Below are 17473 nucleotides of genomic sequence, written 5' to 3' on the forward strand. Positions count from 1 at the left end.
ATCGATCGACTGGGTGCAGCCGCGGCCGGCCGCGGCGGTGTCGATCGCGTTCTGACGAATGCAGGTCGGCACGCCGGTGAAGCGGCCGCCGGAGAGGACCGAGATCTGGCCCGCGGGGCAGCCTGCGGCGGTGTTGTTGCCGGTCGCGAAGCCACGGCCGTCATTCTGGAAGGCATTGCCGAACCACACCAGCGGATCGCCGCCGGAGAAGATGCCGACGCCGCCGACCAGCTGCGAGCGGCTGAACAGCCCCTCATTGTTGAAGTCATAGGTGAAGCCGACGCGCGGGAGCACCAGCGGCTCGAGCTTGCTGAAGCCGTTGCCGTTGCTGAAGCCGTAGCGTTGCGCGAACACCGGGTTATGACGCGGCGCGCCGCCGTCATACCAGTCGATGCGGGCGCCGGCGGTGACCTTGAGCTGGTCGGTCGCGCGCCATTCGTCCTGCAGATAGACCGAGTAGATGGTGCGGTCGAACTTCGCCGCGGCGCTGGTCACGTCACCGGTCGAGGAGAAGTTGCCGAACGCGCCGTAGGTGCAGCCGTTGATGATGTTGACCGGCGTGGTGGTCGTCGTCGCGGCGTTGCACAGCGGGGCATTGGCGACGCCCTGCGAGAGCAGGCCGGCGCGCAGATCGGCGACGTTGCGGAAGACCAGTGTGCCCGTCGCGTTCTGCACGAACAGGTTGAACAGGTCGGCCTTGTTCATCTCGAAGCCGAGCTTGAAATTGTGGTTGCCCGCCGAGAGCTTGGCGACCGCGCGATACTGCTCCACCGTGGTGCGCAGGTCGTTTGCCGAGCGCGAGTTGCCCGGGCCGGCGAGAACCGCGCCATCGGGGCCGGTGGCGTTGTCGATGCCGACGATGAAGCGCGGGATCGGGCTGCCCGACTGCGCTTCGCCGCCGCCGACCGGATCCTGCAGATCCTGGATCTCCGAACGCGAATAGCGCAGCTCGGTGGAGAACTGGTCGGTCCACTGCGAGTAGAGGCGGCCCGAATAATAGTCGGAGACGGTGCCGCTCTTGTAATAGGTGTTCGCGCCGATCGCCTGGGGCGAGCTGCCGGTGAACAGGTCATCCGGACGGACGGTCGATTCCTCGAGCCGCTGATAGGTCGCCTCGAGACGGTGCCGATCGTTGATCTGCAGGTCGGCGCGGACGAAATAGCGGTCGTTCACATATTCGCGGTTGTAGACCAGATCGCCCGTATCCACGCCGTAAGTGGTGTTCAGGATGTTCCGGATCTCGTTGAACTGCGTCAGGCTGATGCCGTTCTGCGGGTTGGCATAGCCGGCACCGGTCGGGCCGTCGTCCTGCGACTGGCCGGCCTCGTGATGCTCATAGGCGCCGTAGATGAACAGGCGATCCTTGATGATCGGGCCGCCGAGCGCGACGCCCCAGCGCTTCTCGGGCTGAACCGGCGCGGCCGCGCGGCCGCCCGCTTCGTTGCCGCGCAGATCGTCGTCCGAATATTCGTAGAAGGCGCTGAGCTTGTAGTCGTTGGTGCCCGACTTGGTGATCACGTTGATCGCGCAGCCGGTGAACTGGCCATAGTCGACGTCGAACGGCGCGAACTGCACCTGCGTCTCGCGGATCGCATCATAAGGCAGCGGGGTCGAGCTGCGCGACGAGAAGCCGGTGTCGTTGAGGCCGTAAATGTCGCTCTGCGGGATGCCGTCGACGGTGAAGGTGTTGCCGCGATCGTTGCCGCCAAGGCACGAGATGCGGTCCTGGCCCGAGCCGCCATCGTCGCGGTCGAGGCTGACGCGCGGGTCGATGCGGATCACGTCGCGCACGTCGCGGTTGAAGCTGGGGGCGGCGGCAAGGATTTCGGCGCCGAACGAGGTGCCCGGGCCGACGGCGAGGGTGGTCGCGCGCACGCGGCTGCCGGTGACGACGATCTCGCCGCCGCCCGAGGCGAGCGCGAAGGTCAGGCTGGTGTTGCCCGCAAGCGTCGTGTTGATGTCGTTGACGGTCTGGCCCTCATAGCCGTCGGCAGTCGCCACGACGGTGTAGGGGCCGCCGGTGACCAGGCCGGGGGCGCTGAAGGTGCCGGCCGAGCCGGTGGTCAGCGTGCGCTCGGCGCCGGTGCGCGTGTCGGTGACCGTCACGGTGGCGCCGGCGAGCGGCGCACCATTCTCATCGGTGACGGTGCCGACGATGCCCGAAGTGATCTGCTGCGCGCTTGCTGCAGCCGGAATCGCGAGCGCGGCAACGGCCGCACCGATGAACAGATGATTTCGCATTAGTGTCCCCTTAGGATCGGCTTTTGAAAGCCTGCGCTGCGGTGATTTCACCGTCTTGCGCCGCCCCATGGGGAGGATTCTTTGCGGGATTGTTACAATTGATTCAAGCCCGTTGTGCGTTGCAAAAAAGCATCACCCCGGCCTAGCCCGCAGAAGCCACGATTTCCGCCCATTGCGCCTCGTCGATCACCCGGATTCCAAGGTCGGCCGCCTTTTTGAGCTTCGATCCGGCGCCAGGTCCGGCGACCACCAGATCGGTTTTTGCCGACACCGATCCCGCGACTCGGGCACCGAGCGACTCCGCCTGCGCCTTCGCCTCGTCGCGGCTCAGCGTCTCGAGGCTGCCGGTGAAGACGATCGTCTTTCCAGTCACTTCCGACGCGCGGGACTCGACGACGAAGGGCGGGGGCGTCACTTCCGCCAGCAGGTCATTCCATACGTCGCGGTTGTGCGGTTCGTGGAAGAAGTCGGCGAGCGCATGGCCGACGGCGGCGCCGACATTCTCGATCCCGATATGCTCGGCGATCGCCTTGTCGCGCCGGGTGCGGAATTTGGCGTCGGTCTCGCCGATCGCGGGGATGATGCTTTCGCGCAACGCGATCAGCTCGTCCGCAAGTGCAGCGAGCGCGGGGAGAGTGGCGAGGCGCTTCAACAGGTCGCGCGCGGTGATACTGCCGATATGGCGGATGCCGAGGCCGAACAGGAGGCGTGCGGCGTCAGGCGCGCGCTTGGCCTCGATCGCGGCGAGCAGATTGTCGACCGACTTGTCCTTCCACCCCTCGCGGCCGAGCAGCTCGTCGCGGTGCGCGGCTAGGCGGAAGATGTCGGCGGGTTCTGCGATCCAGCCGAGCTCGAGGAATTCGGCGATGGTCTTCTCGCCCAGCCCTTCGATATCGAGCGCGCCGCGGCTGACGAAGTGGCGGAGGCGCTCCTGGCGCTGGGCGGGGCAGATCAGTCCGCCGGTGCAGCGATAGTCGACCTCGCCTTCCTCGCGCGTGGCCTCGGACTGGCAGATCGGGCAGCGGGTCGGGAACGGCCAGGGTTCGCGGGTTTCGTCGCGCGTGAGATTCTCGACGATCTGCGGGATCACGTCGCCGGCGCGCTGGAGCAGCACGCGGTCGCCAGGATGCACGCCGAGCCGCTCGATCTCGTCGGCATTGTGCAGCGTCGCGTTGGTCACGGTGACGCCGCCGACCGTCACCGGCTCGAGCCGGGCGACCGGAGTGAGCTTGCCGGTGCGGCCGACCTGGATGTCGATCGCGTTAAGCGTGGTCTCGGCGCGCTCGGCGGGGAATTTGTGCGCGATCGCCCAGCGCGGCGCGCGCCCGACGCTGCCGAGGCGGGCCTGCCAGTCGAGCCGGTCGACCTTGTAGACGACCCCATCGATGTCGAACGGCAGGTCCGCGCGCAGCTTCTCGATCTTGCGATACTGAGCCAGCGCGGACTCGACCTGCACGCAATCGATGAACAGCGGGTGGAGTGGGAAGCCCCAGCGCTCGATCGCCTTCATCACCGCGAACTGCGTGTCGCCCGGCAGCGCGCTGACCTCGCCCCAGCCGTGCGCCAGGAAGCGCAGGGGGCGGGATTGGGTGACTGTGGCATCCTTCTGGCGCAGCGATCCGGCGGCGGCGTTGCGCGGGTTGGCGAACTGGCGCGCTTCCTTGCCGCTCTCCTCGGCTTCGGCCGCGAGCCGGGCGTTGAGCGCGAAGAAGTCGTCCTTCGCCATATAGACCTCGCCGCGCACCTCGAACACGTCGGGGGCGTCGGCGGGGAGTTCGGTGGGGATGTCGGAGATGGTCAGCGCATTGGGCGTGACATTCTCGCCGACCTGCCCGTCGCCGCGGGTGGCGGCGAGCACGAGCTTGCGGTTCTCGTAGCGCAGCGAGCAGGACAGGCCGTCGATCTTGGGCTCGGCGGTGAGCGCGACACGGTCGTCCTCGCCGAGCTTGAGGAAGCGCCGCACGCGCAGCACGAACTCGACCACCTCCTCGTCGGAGAAGGCGTTGTCGAGGCTCATCATCGCCTGCGCATGCCGCACCTTGGCGAGGTGTCCCGCGGGCGCGGCGCCGACCAGCTTTGCCGGGGAATCGTCGCGGATCAGGTGGGGAAAGGCCGCCTCGATCGCCGCATTGCGCCGCATCAGCGCGTCATATTCCGCGTCGCTGATTTCGGGCGCGTCATCGGTGTGATAGAGCCGGTTGTGGCGCGCGATCTCGCTCGCCAGCGTTTCGAGTTCGGCTGCGGCGTCGATATCGGTGGCGGGTAGCTTTTCCATGGCTCCCCGCTAGCCCGGTTGCGGCCTGCTTTGAAGCCCCTCCCCTCAGGGGAGGAGGCAGCGACATTCTACAATCCTCCCTTGCCAGGGGGAGGTAGCGCCGAAGGCGACGGAGGGGGGAGGGCGGCTTCGCCCTCTCGTCCGTCGTGCTTCCGCCCCCTCCGTCAGGCTGCGCCTGCCACCTCCCCCTGGCGGGGGAGGATTGTAGCGGCCTGCCCGTCGGTATGCAGGGACTTAAGCTCACTTCACCTCTAACTGATCGAGCGCGAAGGCGAGATATTCGGCCTGTTCGCGGAACCGTTCGAAGCGACCCGACTTGCCGCCATGCCCCGCCTCCATGTTGACGCGGAACAGCAACGGGTTGGTGTCGGTCTTGAGCGTGCGCAGCCGCGCGACATATTTGGCCGGCTCGTAATATTGCACCTGGCTGTCCCACAGCCCGGTGCCGACGAAGATCGCCGGGTAGGCCCTGGCCTTCAGCTGATCATAGGGCGAGTAGCTGAGCATATAGTCGTAGCCCGCCTTGTTCTCCGGATTGCCCCATTCGTCATATTCGCCGGTGGTGAGCGGGATGGTCGGGTCGAGCATCGTCGTCACGACATCGACAAAGGGAACGAGGCTGATGATCGCGCCATAGTCCTGCGGCGCCATGTTGGTGACCCCGCCCATCAGCAGCCCGCCCGCACTGCCGCCCATCGCGGCGACGCGGCCCTTCTTCGCGTAACCCGCCTTCACCAGATATTCGGTGACGTCGATGAAGTCGGTGAAGCTGTTCTTCTTGTTGAACATCCGCCCGTCGTCATACCATTTGCGGCCCATTTCCTGCCCGCCACGGATATGCGCGATGGCATAGACCATGCCGCGGTCGAGCAGGCTGGGGAGCATCGGCGAGAAGCCCGGATCGGTCGAATAGCCGTAGCTGCCATAGGCGTACTGGAACAGCGCGGCGCTGCCGTCCTTCCGGAACCCCTTGGCATAGACCAGGCTGACCGGAATCTTCGTGCCGTCGCGCGCGGTCGCCCAGACGCGCTCGGTGACATATTTCGACTTGTCGTAGCCGGGAACGGGCGTAACCTTGAGCGTCTTGCGCTCACCGGTCTTCATGTTCGCCTCGATCACCGTCGAGGGCGTGGTCAGCGAGTTGTAGGTGTAGCGGACCCAGTCGGTCGCGGTCTCGGCATTGGTGCTGAGTCCCATGCTGTAGGCCGGTTCGTCCGCCTCGACGAAACTCGACTTACCGTCATTGCCGAGCAGCCGCAGCCGCTTGTTGCCGCCCGAGCGCTCCTCGATCGCGAGGTAGCTGTCGAAGGGCTGGAACCCCTCGATGAAGGTGTCCGCGCTATGCGGAACCACGTTCTTCCACGCCGCCTTGCCCGCGCCGGTCGCGCTGTCGGGCACGGTCATCAGGCGATAGTTCGGCGCCTGCCAGTTGGTGCGGATCACCCAGCGGTCGCCGACATGATCGGCGCTGTAGAGGAAGTCGCGCTCGCGCGGAGCGAGGACGGTGAAGGTCGCGGGGTTGTCGGCCGGGGCGCAGCGCTGCTCGTCGCTCACCGTCTTGCTGCTGAAGATGCAGATGAACTTCTCTGAGCTGGTCGTGCCGATGCCGAGCGAGAAGGTGTCGTCCTTCTCCTCATAAACCAGCCGGTCCTGGCTCGCCGGCGTGCCCAGCACATGCGCCTTCACCCGCTTGCCGAGCAGGGTGACGGGGTCCTTCTCGATATAGAAGATCGTCTTGTTGTCGCCTGCCCAGGCGAAGCCCGGCTGCGCGTTGGGGATCTCGTCGGCCAGCGTCTGGCCGGTGGTCAGGTCCTTGACCTTGAGCACATATTGGCGGCGGCCGACCTTGTCCTCGGCATAGGCGAGCAGGCGGTTGTCGGGGCTGACCTGGCGCCCGCCGATCGAGAAGAAGTTGGCACCCTTCGCCATTTCGGGCTGGTCGAGGATGATCTCCTCCGCCGCGTCCATCGAACCTTTCCTGCGCGCGACGATCGGATAGTTCCCGCCGGTCTCGAACCGGGTGTAGTACCAATAGCCGTTGTCGAGATAGGGGACGGTGCTGTCATCCTGTTTGATGCGGCCGACGATCTCCTTGTAGAGCGCCTCCTGCACCGGCTTGGTCGGCGCCATCACCGCATCGGCATAGGCATTCTCGGCCTTGAGATAGGCCAGCATCTCCGGGTTCTTCCGCGTGTCGTCGCGCAGCCAGTAATATTCGTCCTCGCGGGTGGCGCCGAACGGAGCCTTCACCTGATGCGGCTTCTTGGCGGCGACAGGAGGCCGGGGAGCGTCCTGCGCAAGCGCTGGAGCGGTGGTTGTGGCGAGGCTGATGACGAGCGCGCGGCGGAGCCAGCGGGACATGTGATTCTCCCTATCAAGTGGCGGGAGGTGTGGCGCAAAGCTGATACACTGCGCAAGCGGTTACGTCCGTCACGATCCGTTCCGCTTGAGCGGCAACCCGTGCCAGTGATATGCAGCGCGCCGCCGGGGAGGGGATCCGTGGACGAAGATCGCTTGCGTGCGCCGCCGCGCCGCTATGAAACGACGCTGGACCGCGCCGGGTTCGCACTCGCCATAGGCGGCGCGCTGGGCGGCGTGCTGGTGCTGCTGTTGGTGCTCGCCGGCGGACAGGCCGACGCAGCCGCGCTGCTCGCTGCTTGGGCACTCGGCGCCTTGTTCGTGACGCTCGGCATCGCCGCCGTCGCTGCGCCGCTATGGCTTGGATTCCATGTGATGGGCTGGCGGACGCCCTGGCACGCCGCCGCGCTCGGTGCGTTGCTCGCGCTGGTCGTCTTCGTCGCCGGGCAGACCCACGGCTTCGGCCTGCTCGACGTGCCTTCCGCGGACGGGCGCACCACGCTGTTCCGCTGGCTGAGCGCAACCGCGACCAGCGCGCTGATCGCGCTGGCCGCGGCCGGGATCGCCCTGGCGATGTGGCGGGTCGCCTATCGCCCGATGGACTAGATCAGCCCTTGGCCTGGCCGGTGCATTCGCCCACGCGCTTGCCGGTGACCTGAGTCTTCATCGTCATCTTGCCGCCCGGCATCCCCGGCGCGCCCGACATCGCGGTGTCGCTGGTCAGCTCGTATGCGGTGCTGCCGATCGTGCCGGTGGTAGTCGCCTTCACCTCGCCGCCGGCGCCCTGCGGCTTGCAGGTCATCACCGCATTGAGCTTGCCGTCCGCCAGCTCGTACTTGTCGTACACGCAGCCGCCGCCCGCCTTGCCGCCGAACATCTCGCTGGGCGGCTTGTCGACCATCTCCGGCGTGACGCAGGTCTCGACGGTGGTCTCGGCCGCCTTGCCCATCTGCTGAGCCATCATGTCGGCCTGCGCCTTGGGCAGGCCGGGCATATCGACCGAGAGGAACTTGACCTGGGTCTGCCACTGGCCGGGCTGCATCTTCACGGCATCTTTCGTGGCCTTGGCGACCTCGTCGATCGAGGCATTCTCGCCCTTCACGGTCGAGCCGCCGCCACCGCAGGCGGCGAGGGCGAGGGGGCAAAGCAACATCAGCGGGGTAAGACGGGACATAAATGGCTCCTGCTTCGTTACGCTTGGGGCATGGCCCGTTGCGCATAACGCATGCGGAACAAAGTTTGTCAAGAATGTGGCGGAATTTGTCGTATTTTAGACATATTCCAGGGGGCATTTCTCCGGAATTACTCACAGCATCGACTACGCAATGCTTCAGAAGTAAAATGTTCTTGATTTGTTCTAAATGTTCCGCTACCCGTTTCGCGGGAGCGGGGCATGACGAATTTGCAGAGACAATCTGTGCCGGTGCCGGCATTCAGCATCTGGTTGCGAACCGGGCGAAGGATGGAAGACTCACCGATTGAGGTGAAGTTCAACCCTGGCACGACCGGGAGGACGGGCGGTTCACCTTTGTCGGGCAGGGAAACTATTTTCCGCGCGAGTGGCGGGCGTCGGCGTCATCTGATCGCTTCGGCGGGGAGGCGCAAGCGGTTCGTGGGGAAGGCGGGCTACCAGTTGGCAGGCGTTCGACGAACATGATCCACGAAACCCGACAAATCACTCGGTGCATACCGTGCGGGCTGGAGACACGCTTACCCGCATCGCTGCGCAGCGAAAGGGGTTGCGGGTATCCGATCTTGTTTGGCTGAATGGGCTTGATCCGAAGCAACCCCTCCGGATCGGGCAGCAGATCAAGCTGCCGCATCAGCGATTCCTGGATGCGGGGCGTGAGGCCAAGAACAAGGTCCTCGCGCTCGATTACTATATGCGGACGCATGGCGGGCGATTGCCCCCAGATCCGGCGAACCCGCCTTCGCTGCAAAGCCAGATTCTCGATGCGAACTGGCGACGGGAAACGCGGGGCAGCTATGACTATTGGATCGATACGCTCGAGCGCCCACGTAAGATTTTCGGTGTATTGTCGTGGGGATGGGCACCCGATCGCGGAGAAATCAGGCCCGCAGGGCGACCCGATCGCCGGCTCAGCGATGAAGGTGGCCATTATATCGGCATTCGCTTCAAGGCTCCTCGCGACGCCTTCAATCATTTTGCACAGGACACCAATTTCAATCGCGGCGCCTATCGTCGCATGGAAGATAGCTGGGCTGAGGATTTGCGGACCGGACGCAAGGTGTTCGTGACGATGGAGCCTCACTATATTGGCACGTCAAGGCGACCAGGCAGCATAACCGTGACCTGGGAAGTCGACGGCGAAAAGCAAATTCGACGATTCCCCAACGAACCGAAGGGCAAGCCTCGTGAATAATGACGCCATGGGGCGATTCTTGAACGAGCTTGGGAACGAACTCGCCAAGATTGTCGGCGGCAATCCGGAAGGCGTCTTTTTATACGTTGAAATCGGCGAGGGGTGGGTTGGACCGAGTATCTTCAAAGATGAAGGATCCCTTGTTCGCTATTATGATCTCAGCGGTAACGGGCTGACGGATATCCTCTTCGACATCTGGTACGCCGGGGACGACGAGAGCAAGCGTTGGTCGGTGATGGAATACTCCATCGCAGCCGGGAAATTCGAGGTGACGTTTAAATATCCCGAGGAGGTCGATGTGACCAAGCCCGACCGCGAACGCCGTCGTGCAGCGTTGCGAGCTCGCTTTGGTGACAAGCAGGTGGTCTATCCGTCGATGAGGGAGGGAGCGTTCGAGCTGAAGTCCTGACACCCCTCAAAAGCGTCAACTTCGTCAATCGAACTGTCAACCAAACCGGATTGCGCCCCCATCTGAAGGCCCCATATTCGCGTCATGTCGATTCAGATCCGCACCAGCCTTGCCGAGCCTGAGACCGGCCCCGGTTTCGTGCCCCACCGTCCCAATCGCCCGGAGAAGAGCGAGGGCGGTAGGGCGTTCAAGCTGGTCAGCGAATATACCCCCTCAGGCGATCAGCCGACCGCCATCGCGGAGCTGACCGAGGCGGCGCTGGCGGGGGAGCGCGACCAGGTGCTGCTCGGCGTCACCGGGTCGGGCAAGACCTTCACCATGGCGAGCGTGATCCACAATCTTCAGCGCCCAGCGCTGATCCTCGCCCCCAACAAGATCCTCGCCGCTCAGCTCTATGGCGAGTTCAAGTCGTTCTTCCCCGAGAACGCGGTTGAGTATTTCGTCAGCTATTACGACTATTACCAGCCCGAGGCCTATGTGCCGCGGTCGGACACCTACATCGAGAAGGAAAGCTCGGTGAACGAGGCGATCGACCGGATGCGCCACTCGGCGACGCGTGCGCTGCTCGAGCGCGACGACGTGATCATCGTCGCCTCGGTCTCGTGCCTCTACGGCATCGGCTCGGTCGAGACCTATTCGGCGATGATCTTCGACTTGAAGAAGGGGCAGGTCGCCGACCAGCGCGAGATCATCCGCAAGCTCGTCGCGCTTCAGTACAAGCGCAACGACGCCGCCTTCGCGCGCGGCAACTTCCGGGTGCGCGGCGACAGCCTCGAGATCTTCCCGTCGCACTATGAGGACACTGCCTGGCGGATCAGCTTCTTCGGCGACGATATCGAGGAGATCACCGAGTTCGATCCGCTGACCGGGGCCAAGGTCGCGAGCCTCGACTATATCCGCGTCTACGCCAACTCGCACCACGTGACCCCCGGGCCGACGCTCAAGCAGGCGATGGAGGCGATCAAGCACGAGCTCGCCGAGCGGTTGAAGGAGCTGCACGCCGAAGGCAAGCTGCTCGAGGCGCAGCGGCTGGAGCAGCGCACGCATTTCGACCTGGAGATGATCGCGGCGACCGGCAGCTGCGCGGGGATCGAGAATTACAGCCGCTTCCTCACGGGCCGTCTGCCCGGCGAGCCGCCTCCGACGCTGTTCGAGTATCTGCCCGAGAATGCGCTGCTGTTCGTCGACGAGAGCCACCAGACGGTGCCGCAGATCGGTGCGATGGCGCGCGGCGACCACCGGCGCAAGATCACGCTGGCCGAATATGGCTTCCGCCTGCCGAGCTGCATCGACAACCGTCCGCTGCGCTTCAACGAATGGGACGCGATGCGGCCGCAGACGGTGTGCGTCTCGGCGACGCCGGGCGGATGGGAAATGGACCAGACCGGCGGCGTGTTCAGCGAGCAGGTGATCCGCCCCACCGGCCTGATCGACCCGCCGGTCGAGATCAAGCCGGTCGAGGAGCAGGTCCAGGATCTGATCGTCGAGTGCCGCAAGACCAGCGAGATGGGCTACCGCACCCTCGTCACCACGCTGACCAAGCGCATGGCCGAGGACCTGACGGAGTACATGCACGAGGCGGGAATCAAGGTGCGCTACATGCATTCGGACGTCGAGACGCTGGAGCGTATCGAGCTGATCCGCGACCTGCGGCTCGGCGTATACGACGTGCTGATCGGCATCAACTTGCTTCGCGAAGGCTTGGATATTCCGGAGTGCGGGCTGGTCGCGATCCTCGACGCGGACAAGGAGGGGTTCCTGCGCTCCGAGACCTCGCTGATCCAGACGATCGGCCGCGCCGCGCGCAACGTGGAGGGGCGGGTGATCCTCTATGCCGACCGCATCACCGGGAGCATGGAGCGCGCGCTCAACGAGACCAGCCGCCGCCGCGAGAAGCAGCAGGCGTATAATGCCGAGCACGGCATCACCCCCGCGACGGTCAAGAAGAACATTGGCGACATCATCGCGCATGTCGCGTCGAAGGATCAGGTGACCGTCGAGATCGACGATGGCCCCGCGCACATGGTTGGCCACAATCTGCGCGCCTATATCGAGGAGCTCGAGAAGAAGATGCGCGATGCCGCCGCGAACCTCGAGTTCGAGGAGGCCGGCCGGCTGCGCGACGAGATCCGCAGCCTCGAGGCCGAGGAGCTGGGCCTGCCCCACGACGAGCGCCGCGCGCCGGTGATGGGCCGCAGCAACGAGGGCAAGCCGGGCACGCGCAAGACCCGCTTCGGCAAGGTGCAGCGCAAGTGGGGCGGGGGACGGCGTTGAAGCGCCGCGGCGGTTGAGCCGGCGGATTCCTTCGCCCATAAGGCTGGGCATGCGTGTAGTCCTTGCGTTCGCTTCGCTCGCCGTTCTTGCTGGTTGTGTGGCGCCCTCGGCGCCTCCGCCGCGGCCCGCTCCGGCGCCGCCGGTTCCTGCCCCCGCCCCCGCGCCCGCTCCTGCGCCGCCGCCCGCGGCGAGCAGCGACTGGCGCGACTGGCCGCTGACGCCGGGTAATTGGAGCTACCGTCCGGATGCGCGTGGCTCGCTCGCCATCTACGGCGGAACCGACGGAGGCGGCGCGCTCGTTCTGCAGTGCCAGCGCGAGGCGCGCCAGTTCCTGATTGCCTTGGGTGGCGTCCCGTCCGGCTCGTTCACGATCCGCACGAGCAGCGCGACTCGGGTCCTGCCGATCGTATCCGGGCGGGCGGCGCTGCCGGCCAATGACCCGTTGATCGACGCAATGGGCTATAGCCGCGGCCGCTTCATCGTCGAACGGCCGGGCGGCCCGCCGCTGGTCGTGCCGGCCTGGGCCGAGGTGCTGCGCGTCGCTGAGGATTGCAGGGGCTGAGGCGCGATCCGATCCGCTACGCCCAGACCTCCATGAATCGCCGATTTCACGATGCAAAACAAGACTTGTTCTGCGATTCCGGATGATTCAAAGTCGCGATGTGCCCGGGCCGGGTACGACGTCTTAACAAGCGAAAGGAGGTGATCCGATGTCTCATGGTTCAGCAATGGGGTCGGTTCAGTTCGTTCGGGAGACGCGCCGCTAAGTTCTGACTGCACCCGGTGGAAGCCCTCCACCGGCACGGCGCACGGGGGGTATCCTCCCCCAATCAACGGCGCCAGCAGCGGACAAGCGGCCCGCATGGTCTCCCGGGCTGGAGCTTCCGGCCGCTGACCATGTCGGAGGTCACCGGGTGCCAGGGATGGCCCCGGTGGCCTCTTTCATTTTGGGCGCAGCGATTTCACAGCAGATAGACGATGAGATAGCGCGCGACGAGCAGGCCCATGACGATGGTGCTCGCGCGGCGGCCGCGGACGAGCATCGCGGCGATCATCAGCGCGCCAAGGACGGCGGTCAGCACGAGCGCGAGCGGATTGCCCAGCGCCGCGGCGAGCTGCGGCACGCTCGCATAATAGGCGATCTGGCACGCGAGCAGCGCCAGCATCGCCCCCAGCACGATCCGGCGGACGCGGAAATAGTGGCTGTCGAGCTCGCCATGCTCCGCCGGCTCGCGCGGGAAGACGAGGTGCGCGGCGAGATAATAGGCGCTGGCGAAGACCGTCACTGCCATCAGCGAATGCCCCGATACCGCGATCACCTCGCGCGTCACCCAGGCGGCCTGCCAGAAGGAGAGCAGGTCGAGCAGCACGAAGATGCCGAGCAGCGGGGTGAGCCAGCCGATGCGCAAGGTCGCGCCCGGACGCAGCCGTGCCTCGATCGCGCGGGCAAGGCCGCCCAGCACCTCGACGATCGACAGGCCGAGCAGCAGGCCGAACAGCGCGAAGATGAACTCGAATTGCGACATGGCTTTTCCCCCGCGGCCCTTTATCCATGCTGCAAACGCGAAGTCGAGCGAAAGGCCCCTGAATGTCTCATCGAATCCTCACCTTCTACGGATCCTATCGCGAGGCGCGGATGGGGATCCGGCTGGCGCGCTGGATGAGCGCGCGGATGAACGAGCGCGGTTGCGACGTCGAGCTGATCGACGCCAAGGCGGTGGGGCTGCCGATGCTCGACAAGCGCTACATGGATTACGCCCCGGGCGAGGCGCCGGCGGTGATGGAGGAATTGGCGGAGAAGTTACGCAAGGCCGACGGATTCCTGTTCGTCGCGGGGGAATATAATTGGGGGATGCAGCCGGGCCTCAAGAACCTGACCGACCATTTCCTGGCCGAATGGGCGCGGCGGCCGGCGGCGATCGTGAGCTATTCGGGCGGGCGGCTGGCGGGGGCGCGGAGCAATTCGATGTGGCACCCTACGCTGACCGAGATGGGCATGGCGGTGGTGCCCGCGACGATCACCGTCGCCCAGATCGGCCAGACGCTCGACGCCGACGATGTGCCGCAGGGCGAGGGCGGCGCGGCGCTGGAGCGCGGCTTCGGGTGCTTCGCCGACGAGTTCCTGTGGTGGATCGAGGCCGCAAAAGCGCGACGTTCGGCTTCAGGTTTATAACCAAATAGGTTTCACGTGGAACTCGAATTCAAGCGCCGAAAACAGCGGATCCCGGTGCCGTCGATCCTATGCAAGCCGCGAGTAAAGGTGGAAAAGGTAGGTGACGATGTTTGGCTTTCCCCTTTTTGGTGGATTCGCCGTTCTGGTGAGGAAAGGGAGGAGGAGAACGGGACGTCCACCGCTTGCGGCGGTACGGCCCTCTGCGCCGGTGGACATGTCGCCAAAGGGCGATTCAGTGCGTGGCGCTAAAGGGCGGATCGACATTTAGTGTTCAATCCTCCCCCGCCAGGGGGAGGTAGCAGCCGAAGCTGACGGAGGGGGCGGATCCAGACCGTTGGCGGCTTGTGTCCTCCCCCTCCGTCGCGCTGCGCGCGCCACCTCCCCCTGGCGGGGGAGGATAATTGTCGGTCCGTGCTAGAAAATCAGCGAGATCAGATAGACGAGCAGCGCGAACAGCAGGAAGGGCGCGGAAAGGATCAGCGCGATCACGGCCATCACCGTCCAGGCGCGGCGCAGGCCGAATGCGTCGCGCACGCAATCGAAGATGATCTGCAGCAGCCCGACGAAGCCGGATTCGCGCATCAGGCCCCGACCTCCATCAGCCCCTTGAGACGGTAGAGCGTGTCGAGCGCATCGCGCGGGGTGAGGCTGTCGATGTCGAGCCCGGCGAGCTCGGTGCGCAGGGCGTCGACGGCTTCCTCCTCCTGCTCGGCGGCGGCGGCGAAGAGGGGGAGGTCGTCGAGGCCCGCGGCGATCCCGCCGGTCTTCTCGCGGCCCGCTTCGAGCTTGGCGAGGACGGCCTTGGCGCGCGAGATGGTGACGGGCGGCAGCCCGGCGAGGCGGGCGACGGCGAGGCCGTAGCTGCGGTCGGCCGGGCCCTCGGCGACTTCGTGGAGCAGGACGAGATCGCCCTTCCACTCGCGCGCGCGAACATGGTGGAGCGACAGCGCGTCGCAGCGTTCGGCGAGGCGGGTCAGCTCGTGATAGTGAGTGGCGAACAGGCAGCGGCAGCGATTGTCCTCATGGATCGCCTCGACCACCGCCCAGGCGATGGCGAGACCGTCATAGGTCGAGGTGCCGCGCCCGACCTCATCGAGGATGACGAAGCTGCGCGGGGTCGCCTGCGCCAGGATCGCGGCGGTCTCGACCATCTCGACCATGAAGGTCGAACGGCCGCGCGCGAGATTGTCCGACGCGCCGACGCGGCTGAACAGGCGATCGACGAGCCCGAGCTTCGCGCGGACGGCGGGGACATAGGCGCCGGCCTGGGCGAGGACGGCGATCAGCGCGTTCTGGCGCAGGAAGGTCGACTTGCCGCCCATGTTGGGGCCGGTGACGAGCCAAAGCCGGTCGGTCTCGGACAGGACGCAGTCATTGGCGACGAAGCGCTCGCCGCTGCGGGCAAGGGCCGCCTCGACCACCGGGTGGCGGCCGCCCTCGACCTCGAAACAGGCATGATCGACGAGGGCGGGCCGGGTCCAGCCGCCCTCGGCGGCGCGCTCGGCGAGGCCGCTCGCGACGTCGAGCCGGGCGAGCGCGTCGGCGGTGGCGGCGATGGCTTCGCGCCGATCGAGCGCGGCGGCGGTGAGGTCCTCGAGATGCGCGGCCTCGGCGGCGAGGGCGTGGGCCCCGGCCTGAGTCACCTTGATCGCGATCTCGTGCAGCTCGGGCGCGTTGAAGCGGACCACGCCCGCCAGCGTCTGGCGGTGGGTGAAGCCGCTGTCGGGGCGCATCAGCTCGTCGGCATGCCTGGCCGCGACCTCGATATGATAGCCGAGCACGCCGTTATGCTTGATCTTGAGCGCGGCGATGCCGGTGCGCTGCTTGAACTCGGCCTCGAGCGCGGCGATCGCGCGGCGGCCGCCGGCGCCGGCGTCGCGCAGGTCGTCGAGCGCGGCGTCGTAGCCTTCGGCGATATAGCCGCCATTGGCGGCGTCGATCGGCGGGGCGGGGACGAGCGCGCGCTGGAGCAGGTCGATCAGCGCGCCATGGCCGCGCAGGTCGGGCGCGAGGGCGGCGAGCAGGGCGGGGGGATCGGCAAGCTTGGCGAGCTGCTCGCCGAGCCGCCACGCGCCGTCGAGGCCGTCGCGCAGCTGGCCGAGATCGCGCGGGGAGCCTCGGCCGGCGGCGAGGCGGCCGATCGCGCGGCCGATATCGGGCAGGGCGCGGAGCGAGGCGCGAAGGTCCTCGCGCAGCCCTGGCTCGTCGTGGAAGCGCTGGACGAGGTCGAGCCGCGCCTCGATTCCCGCGCGGTCCATCAGGGGCGCGGCGATATCGGCGCCGAGCAGCCGCGCGCCGGCGCCGGTGACGGTGCGGTCGACCGCGTCGAGCAGGCTGCCCTTGCGCGTGCCGGCCTGGCTCTGGGTCAGCTCGAGGCTCTCGCGCGTCGCGGCGTCGATCGCCATGCACGCGTCCGAGCGGGTGACGCGCGGCGGGCGCAGGAAGGGAAGAGCGCCCTTGGCGGTGTGTTCGAGATAGGCGACGAGCCCGCCCGCGGCGGACAGCGCGGCGCGGCCGAGCTGGCCGAAACCGTCGAGCGTGGCGACGCCGTAGAGCTGCTTGAGACGCGCTTCGCCGCGGCTGCTGTCGAACTCGGTGCGCGGGCGATAGCTGGTCGCCTGGAGGGTCTCGCTGCCCTCGGGGGCGATCACCTCCGCCGCATTGAGCCGGGCGAGCGCGGCGGCGATCGCGTCGGCGGCGCATTCGAGGATCTCGAACCGGCCCGTCGAGATGTCGGCGGCGGCGATGGCGGTCTCGCCCGCGGCCTCGCCGATCGCTGCGCACCAGTTGGCGCTGCGGCTGTCGAGCAGCGATTCCTCGGTCAGCGTGCCCGCGGTGACGACGCGGATGATCGCGCGTGCGACCAGCGCCTTGGAGCCGCCGCGCTTCTTCGCTTCCTCGGGCGTCTCGATCTGATCGGCGATGGCGACGCGCTGCCCCGCCTTGATCAGCCGCGCGAGATAGCCATCCATCGCGTGGGCGGGGACGCCGCACATCGGAATGCGCTCGCCGCCATGCTCGCCGCGCGCGGTAAGCGCGATGTCGAGAATGCCGCTGGCGAGCTTGGCGTCGTCGAAGAACAGCTCGTAGAAATCGCCCATGCGATAGAAGAGCAGGCAATCGGCCGCCTCGGCCTTGAGCGCGAGGTACTGCGCCATCATCGGGGTGGGGGCGGCGTCGGCCATCACGGGACTCGATAGGGGTTCAGGCGCGGGCGGCAAGAGGCGGGGCGACGTAAAATTGTGGAAGGTGGTTTTGGGGGGATATTCGTTTCAATCCTCCCCCGCCAGGGGGAGGTGGCATGCGAAGCATGACGGAGGGGGAGGACATGAAACAAGCGTGGGGAGTCCTGCCCCCCC

Annotated in this window: 13 protein-coding genes; 6 read left to right on the forward strand and 7 right to left on the reverse strand. The window is 66.4% G+C overall.

Annotation, left to right across the window (positions count from 1 at the left end):
- The 3 genes from VGD28_RS15850 to VGD28_RS15860 all read right to left on the reverse strand — a co-directional run.
- The coding region (locus VGD28_RS15850; protein WP_331029323.1) for a TonB-dependent receptor at positions 1 to 2241 on the reverse strand (2241 nt) is incomplete at its 3' end.
- Between the two features lie 142 nt (positions 2242 to 2383).
- Positions 2384 to 4516 (reverse strand): NAD-dependent DNA ligase LigA, encoded by a 2133-nt coding sequence (ligA, locus tag VGD28_RS15855; RefSeq protein WP_331029324.1) that lies wholly within the window; start codon positions 4514 to 4516, stop codon positions 2384 to 2386.
- Positions 4517 to 4756: 240 nt separating this feature from the next.
- On the reverse strand, positions 4757 to 6877 hold the full coding sequence (locus VGD28_RS15860; RefSeq protein WP_331029325.1) for a S9 family peptidase: 2121 nt from the start codon (positions 6875 to 6877) through the stop codon (positions 4757 to 4759).
- Between the two features lie 138 nt (positions 6878 to 7015).
- Between VGD28_RS15860 and VGD28_RS15865 the strand changes: the two genes are divergently transcribed.
- The gene (locus tag VGD28_RS15865; RefSeq protein WP_331029326.1) at positions 7016 to 7480 is read left to right on the forward strand and encodes a hypothetical protein; all 465 of its coding nucleotides are present in this window, start codon (positions 7016 to 7018) and stop codon (positions 7478 to 7480) included.
- A 1-nt stretch (position 7481) separates the two neighbouring features.
- Here VGD28_RS15865 and VGD28_RS15870 read toward each other — a convergent pair whose 3' ends face one another.
- Positions 7482 to 8048 carry a DUF3617 domain-containing protein gene (locus tag VGD28_RS15870; RefSeq protein WP_331029327.1) on the reverse strand — a complete coding sequence of 189 codons (567 nt, stop codon included), beginning with the start codon at positions 8046 to 8048 and terminating at the stop codon, positions 7482 to 7484.
- A gap of 508 nt (positions 8049 to 8556) precedes the next feature.
- Here VGD28_RS15870 and VGD28_RS15875 point away from each other — a divergent pair.
- The 4 genes from VGD28_RS15875 to VGD28_RS15890 all read left to right on the forward strand — a co-directional run bounded on the left by VGD28_RS15875 (position 8557) and on the right by VGD28_RS15890 (position 12503).
- Positions 8557 to 9258, forward strand: coding sequence for a LysM peptidoglycan-binding domain-containing protein (locus tag VGD28_RS15875; protein WP_331029328.1), 702 nt, complete (start codon positions 8557 to 8559; stop codon positions 9256 to 9258).
- Entirely contained in the window at positions 9251 to 9667 is a 417-nt protein-coding gene (locus VGD28_RS15880; protein ID WP_331029329.1) for a hypothetical protein, read from the forward strand. Before VGD28_RS15875 ends, VGD28_RS15880 begins: the two co-directional genes overlap by 8 nt.
- Before the next feature lie 84 nt (positions 9668 to 9751).
- The gene (gene uvrB / locus VGD28_RS15885; protein ID WP_331029330.1) at positions 9752 to 11941 is read left to right on the forward strand and encodes an excinuclease ABC subunit UvrB; all 2190 of its coding nucleotides are present in this window, start codon (positions 9752 to 9754) and stop codon (positions 11939 to 11941) included.
- A 49-nt stretch (positions 11942 to 11990) separates the two neighbouring features.
- On the forward strand, positions 11991 to 12503 hold the full coding sequence (locus VGD28_RS15890) for a hypothetical protein (RefSeq protein ID WP_331029331.1): 513 nt from the start codon (positions 11991 to 11993) through the stop codon (positions 12501 to 12503).
- A gap of 400 nt (positions 12504 to 12903) precedes the next feature.
- Here VGD28_RS15890 and VGD28_RS15895 read toward each other — a convergent pair whose 3' ends face one another.
- Positions 12904 to 13467 carry a hypothetical protein gene (locus VGD28_RS15895; RefSeq protein ID WP_331029332.1) on the reverse strand — a complete coding sequence of 188 codons (564 nt, stop codon included), beginning with the start codon at positions 13465 to 13467 and terminating at the stop codon, positions 12904 to 12906.
- A 62-nt stretch (positions 13468 to 13529) separates the two neighbouring features.
- Between VGD28_RS15895 and VGD28_RS15900 the strand changes: the two genes are divergently transcribed.
- On the forward strand, positions 13530 to 14114 hold the full coding sequence (locus VGD28_RS15900; RefSeq protein ID WP_331029333.1) for an NADPH-dependent FMN reductase: 585 nt from the start codon (positions 13530 to 13532) through the stop codon (positions 14112 to 14114).
- Between the two features lie 414 nt (positions 14115 to 14528).
- Here the strand turns inward: VGD28_RS15900 and VGD28_RS15905 are convergent, their stop codons facing one another.
- Positions 14529 to 14696 (reverse strand): hypothetical protein, encoded by a 168-nt coding sequence (locus VGD28_RS15905; RefSeq protein ID WP_331029334.1) that lies wholly within the window; start codon positions 14694 to 14696, stop codon positions 14529 to 14531.
- Positions 14696 to 17275: a DNA mismatch repair protein MutS gene (mutS, locus tag VGD28_RS15910; RefSeq protein WP_331029335.1), complete on the reverse strand. Its 2580-nt coding sequence runs from the start codon at positions 17273 to 17275 to the stop codon at positions 14696 to 14698. Before mutS ends, VGD28_RS15905 begins: the two co-directional genes overlap by 1 nt.
- Between the last annotated feature and the right edge of the window lie 198 nt (positions 17276 to 17473).

The organism is Sphingomonas sp. (assembly GCF_036402235.1).
Classification (GTDB): Bacteria; Pseudomonadota; Alphaproteobacteria; order Sphingomonadales; family Sphingomonadaceae; genus Sphingomonas.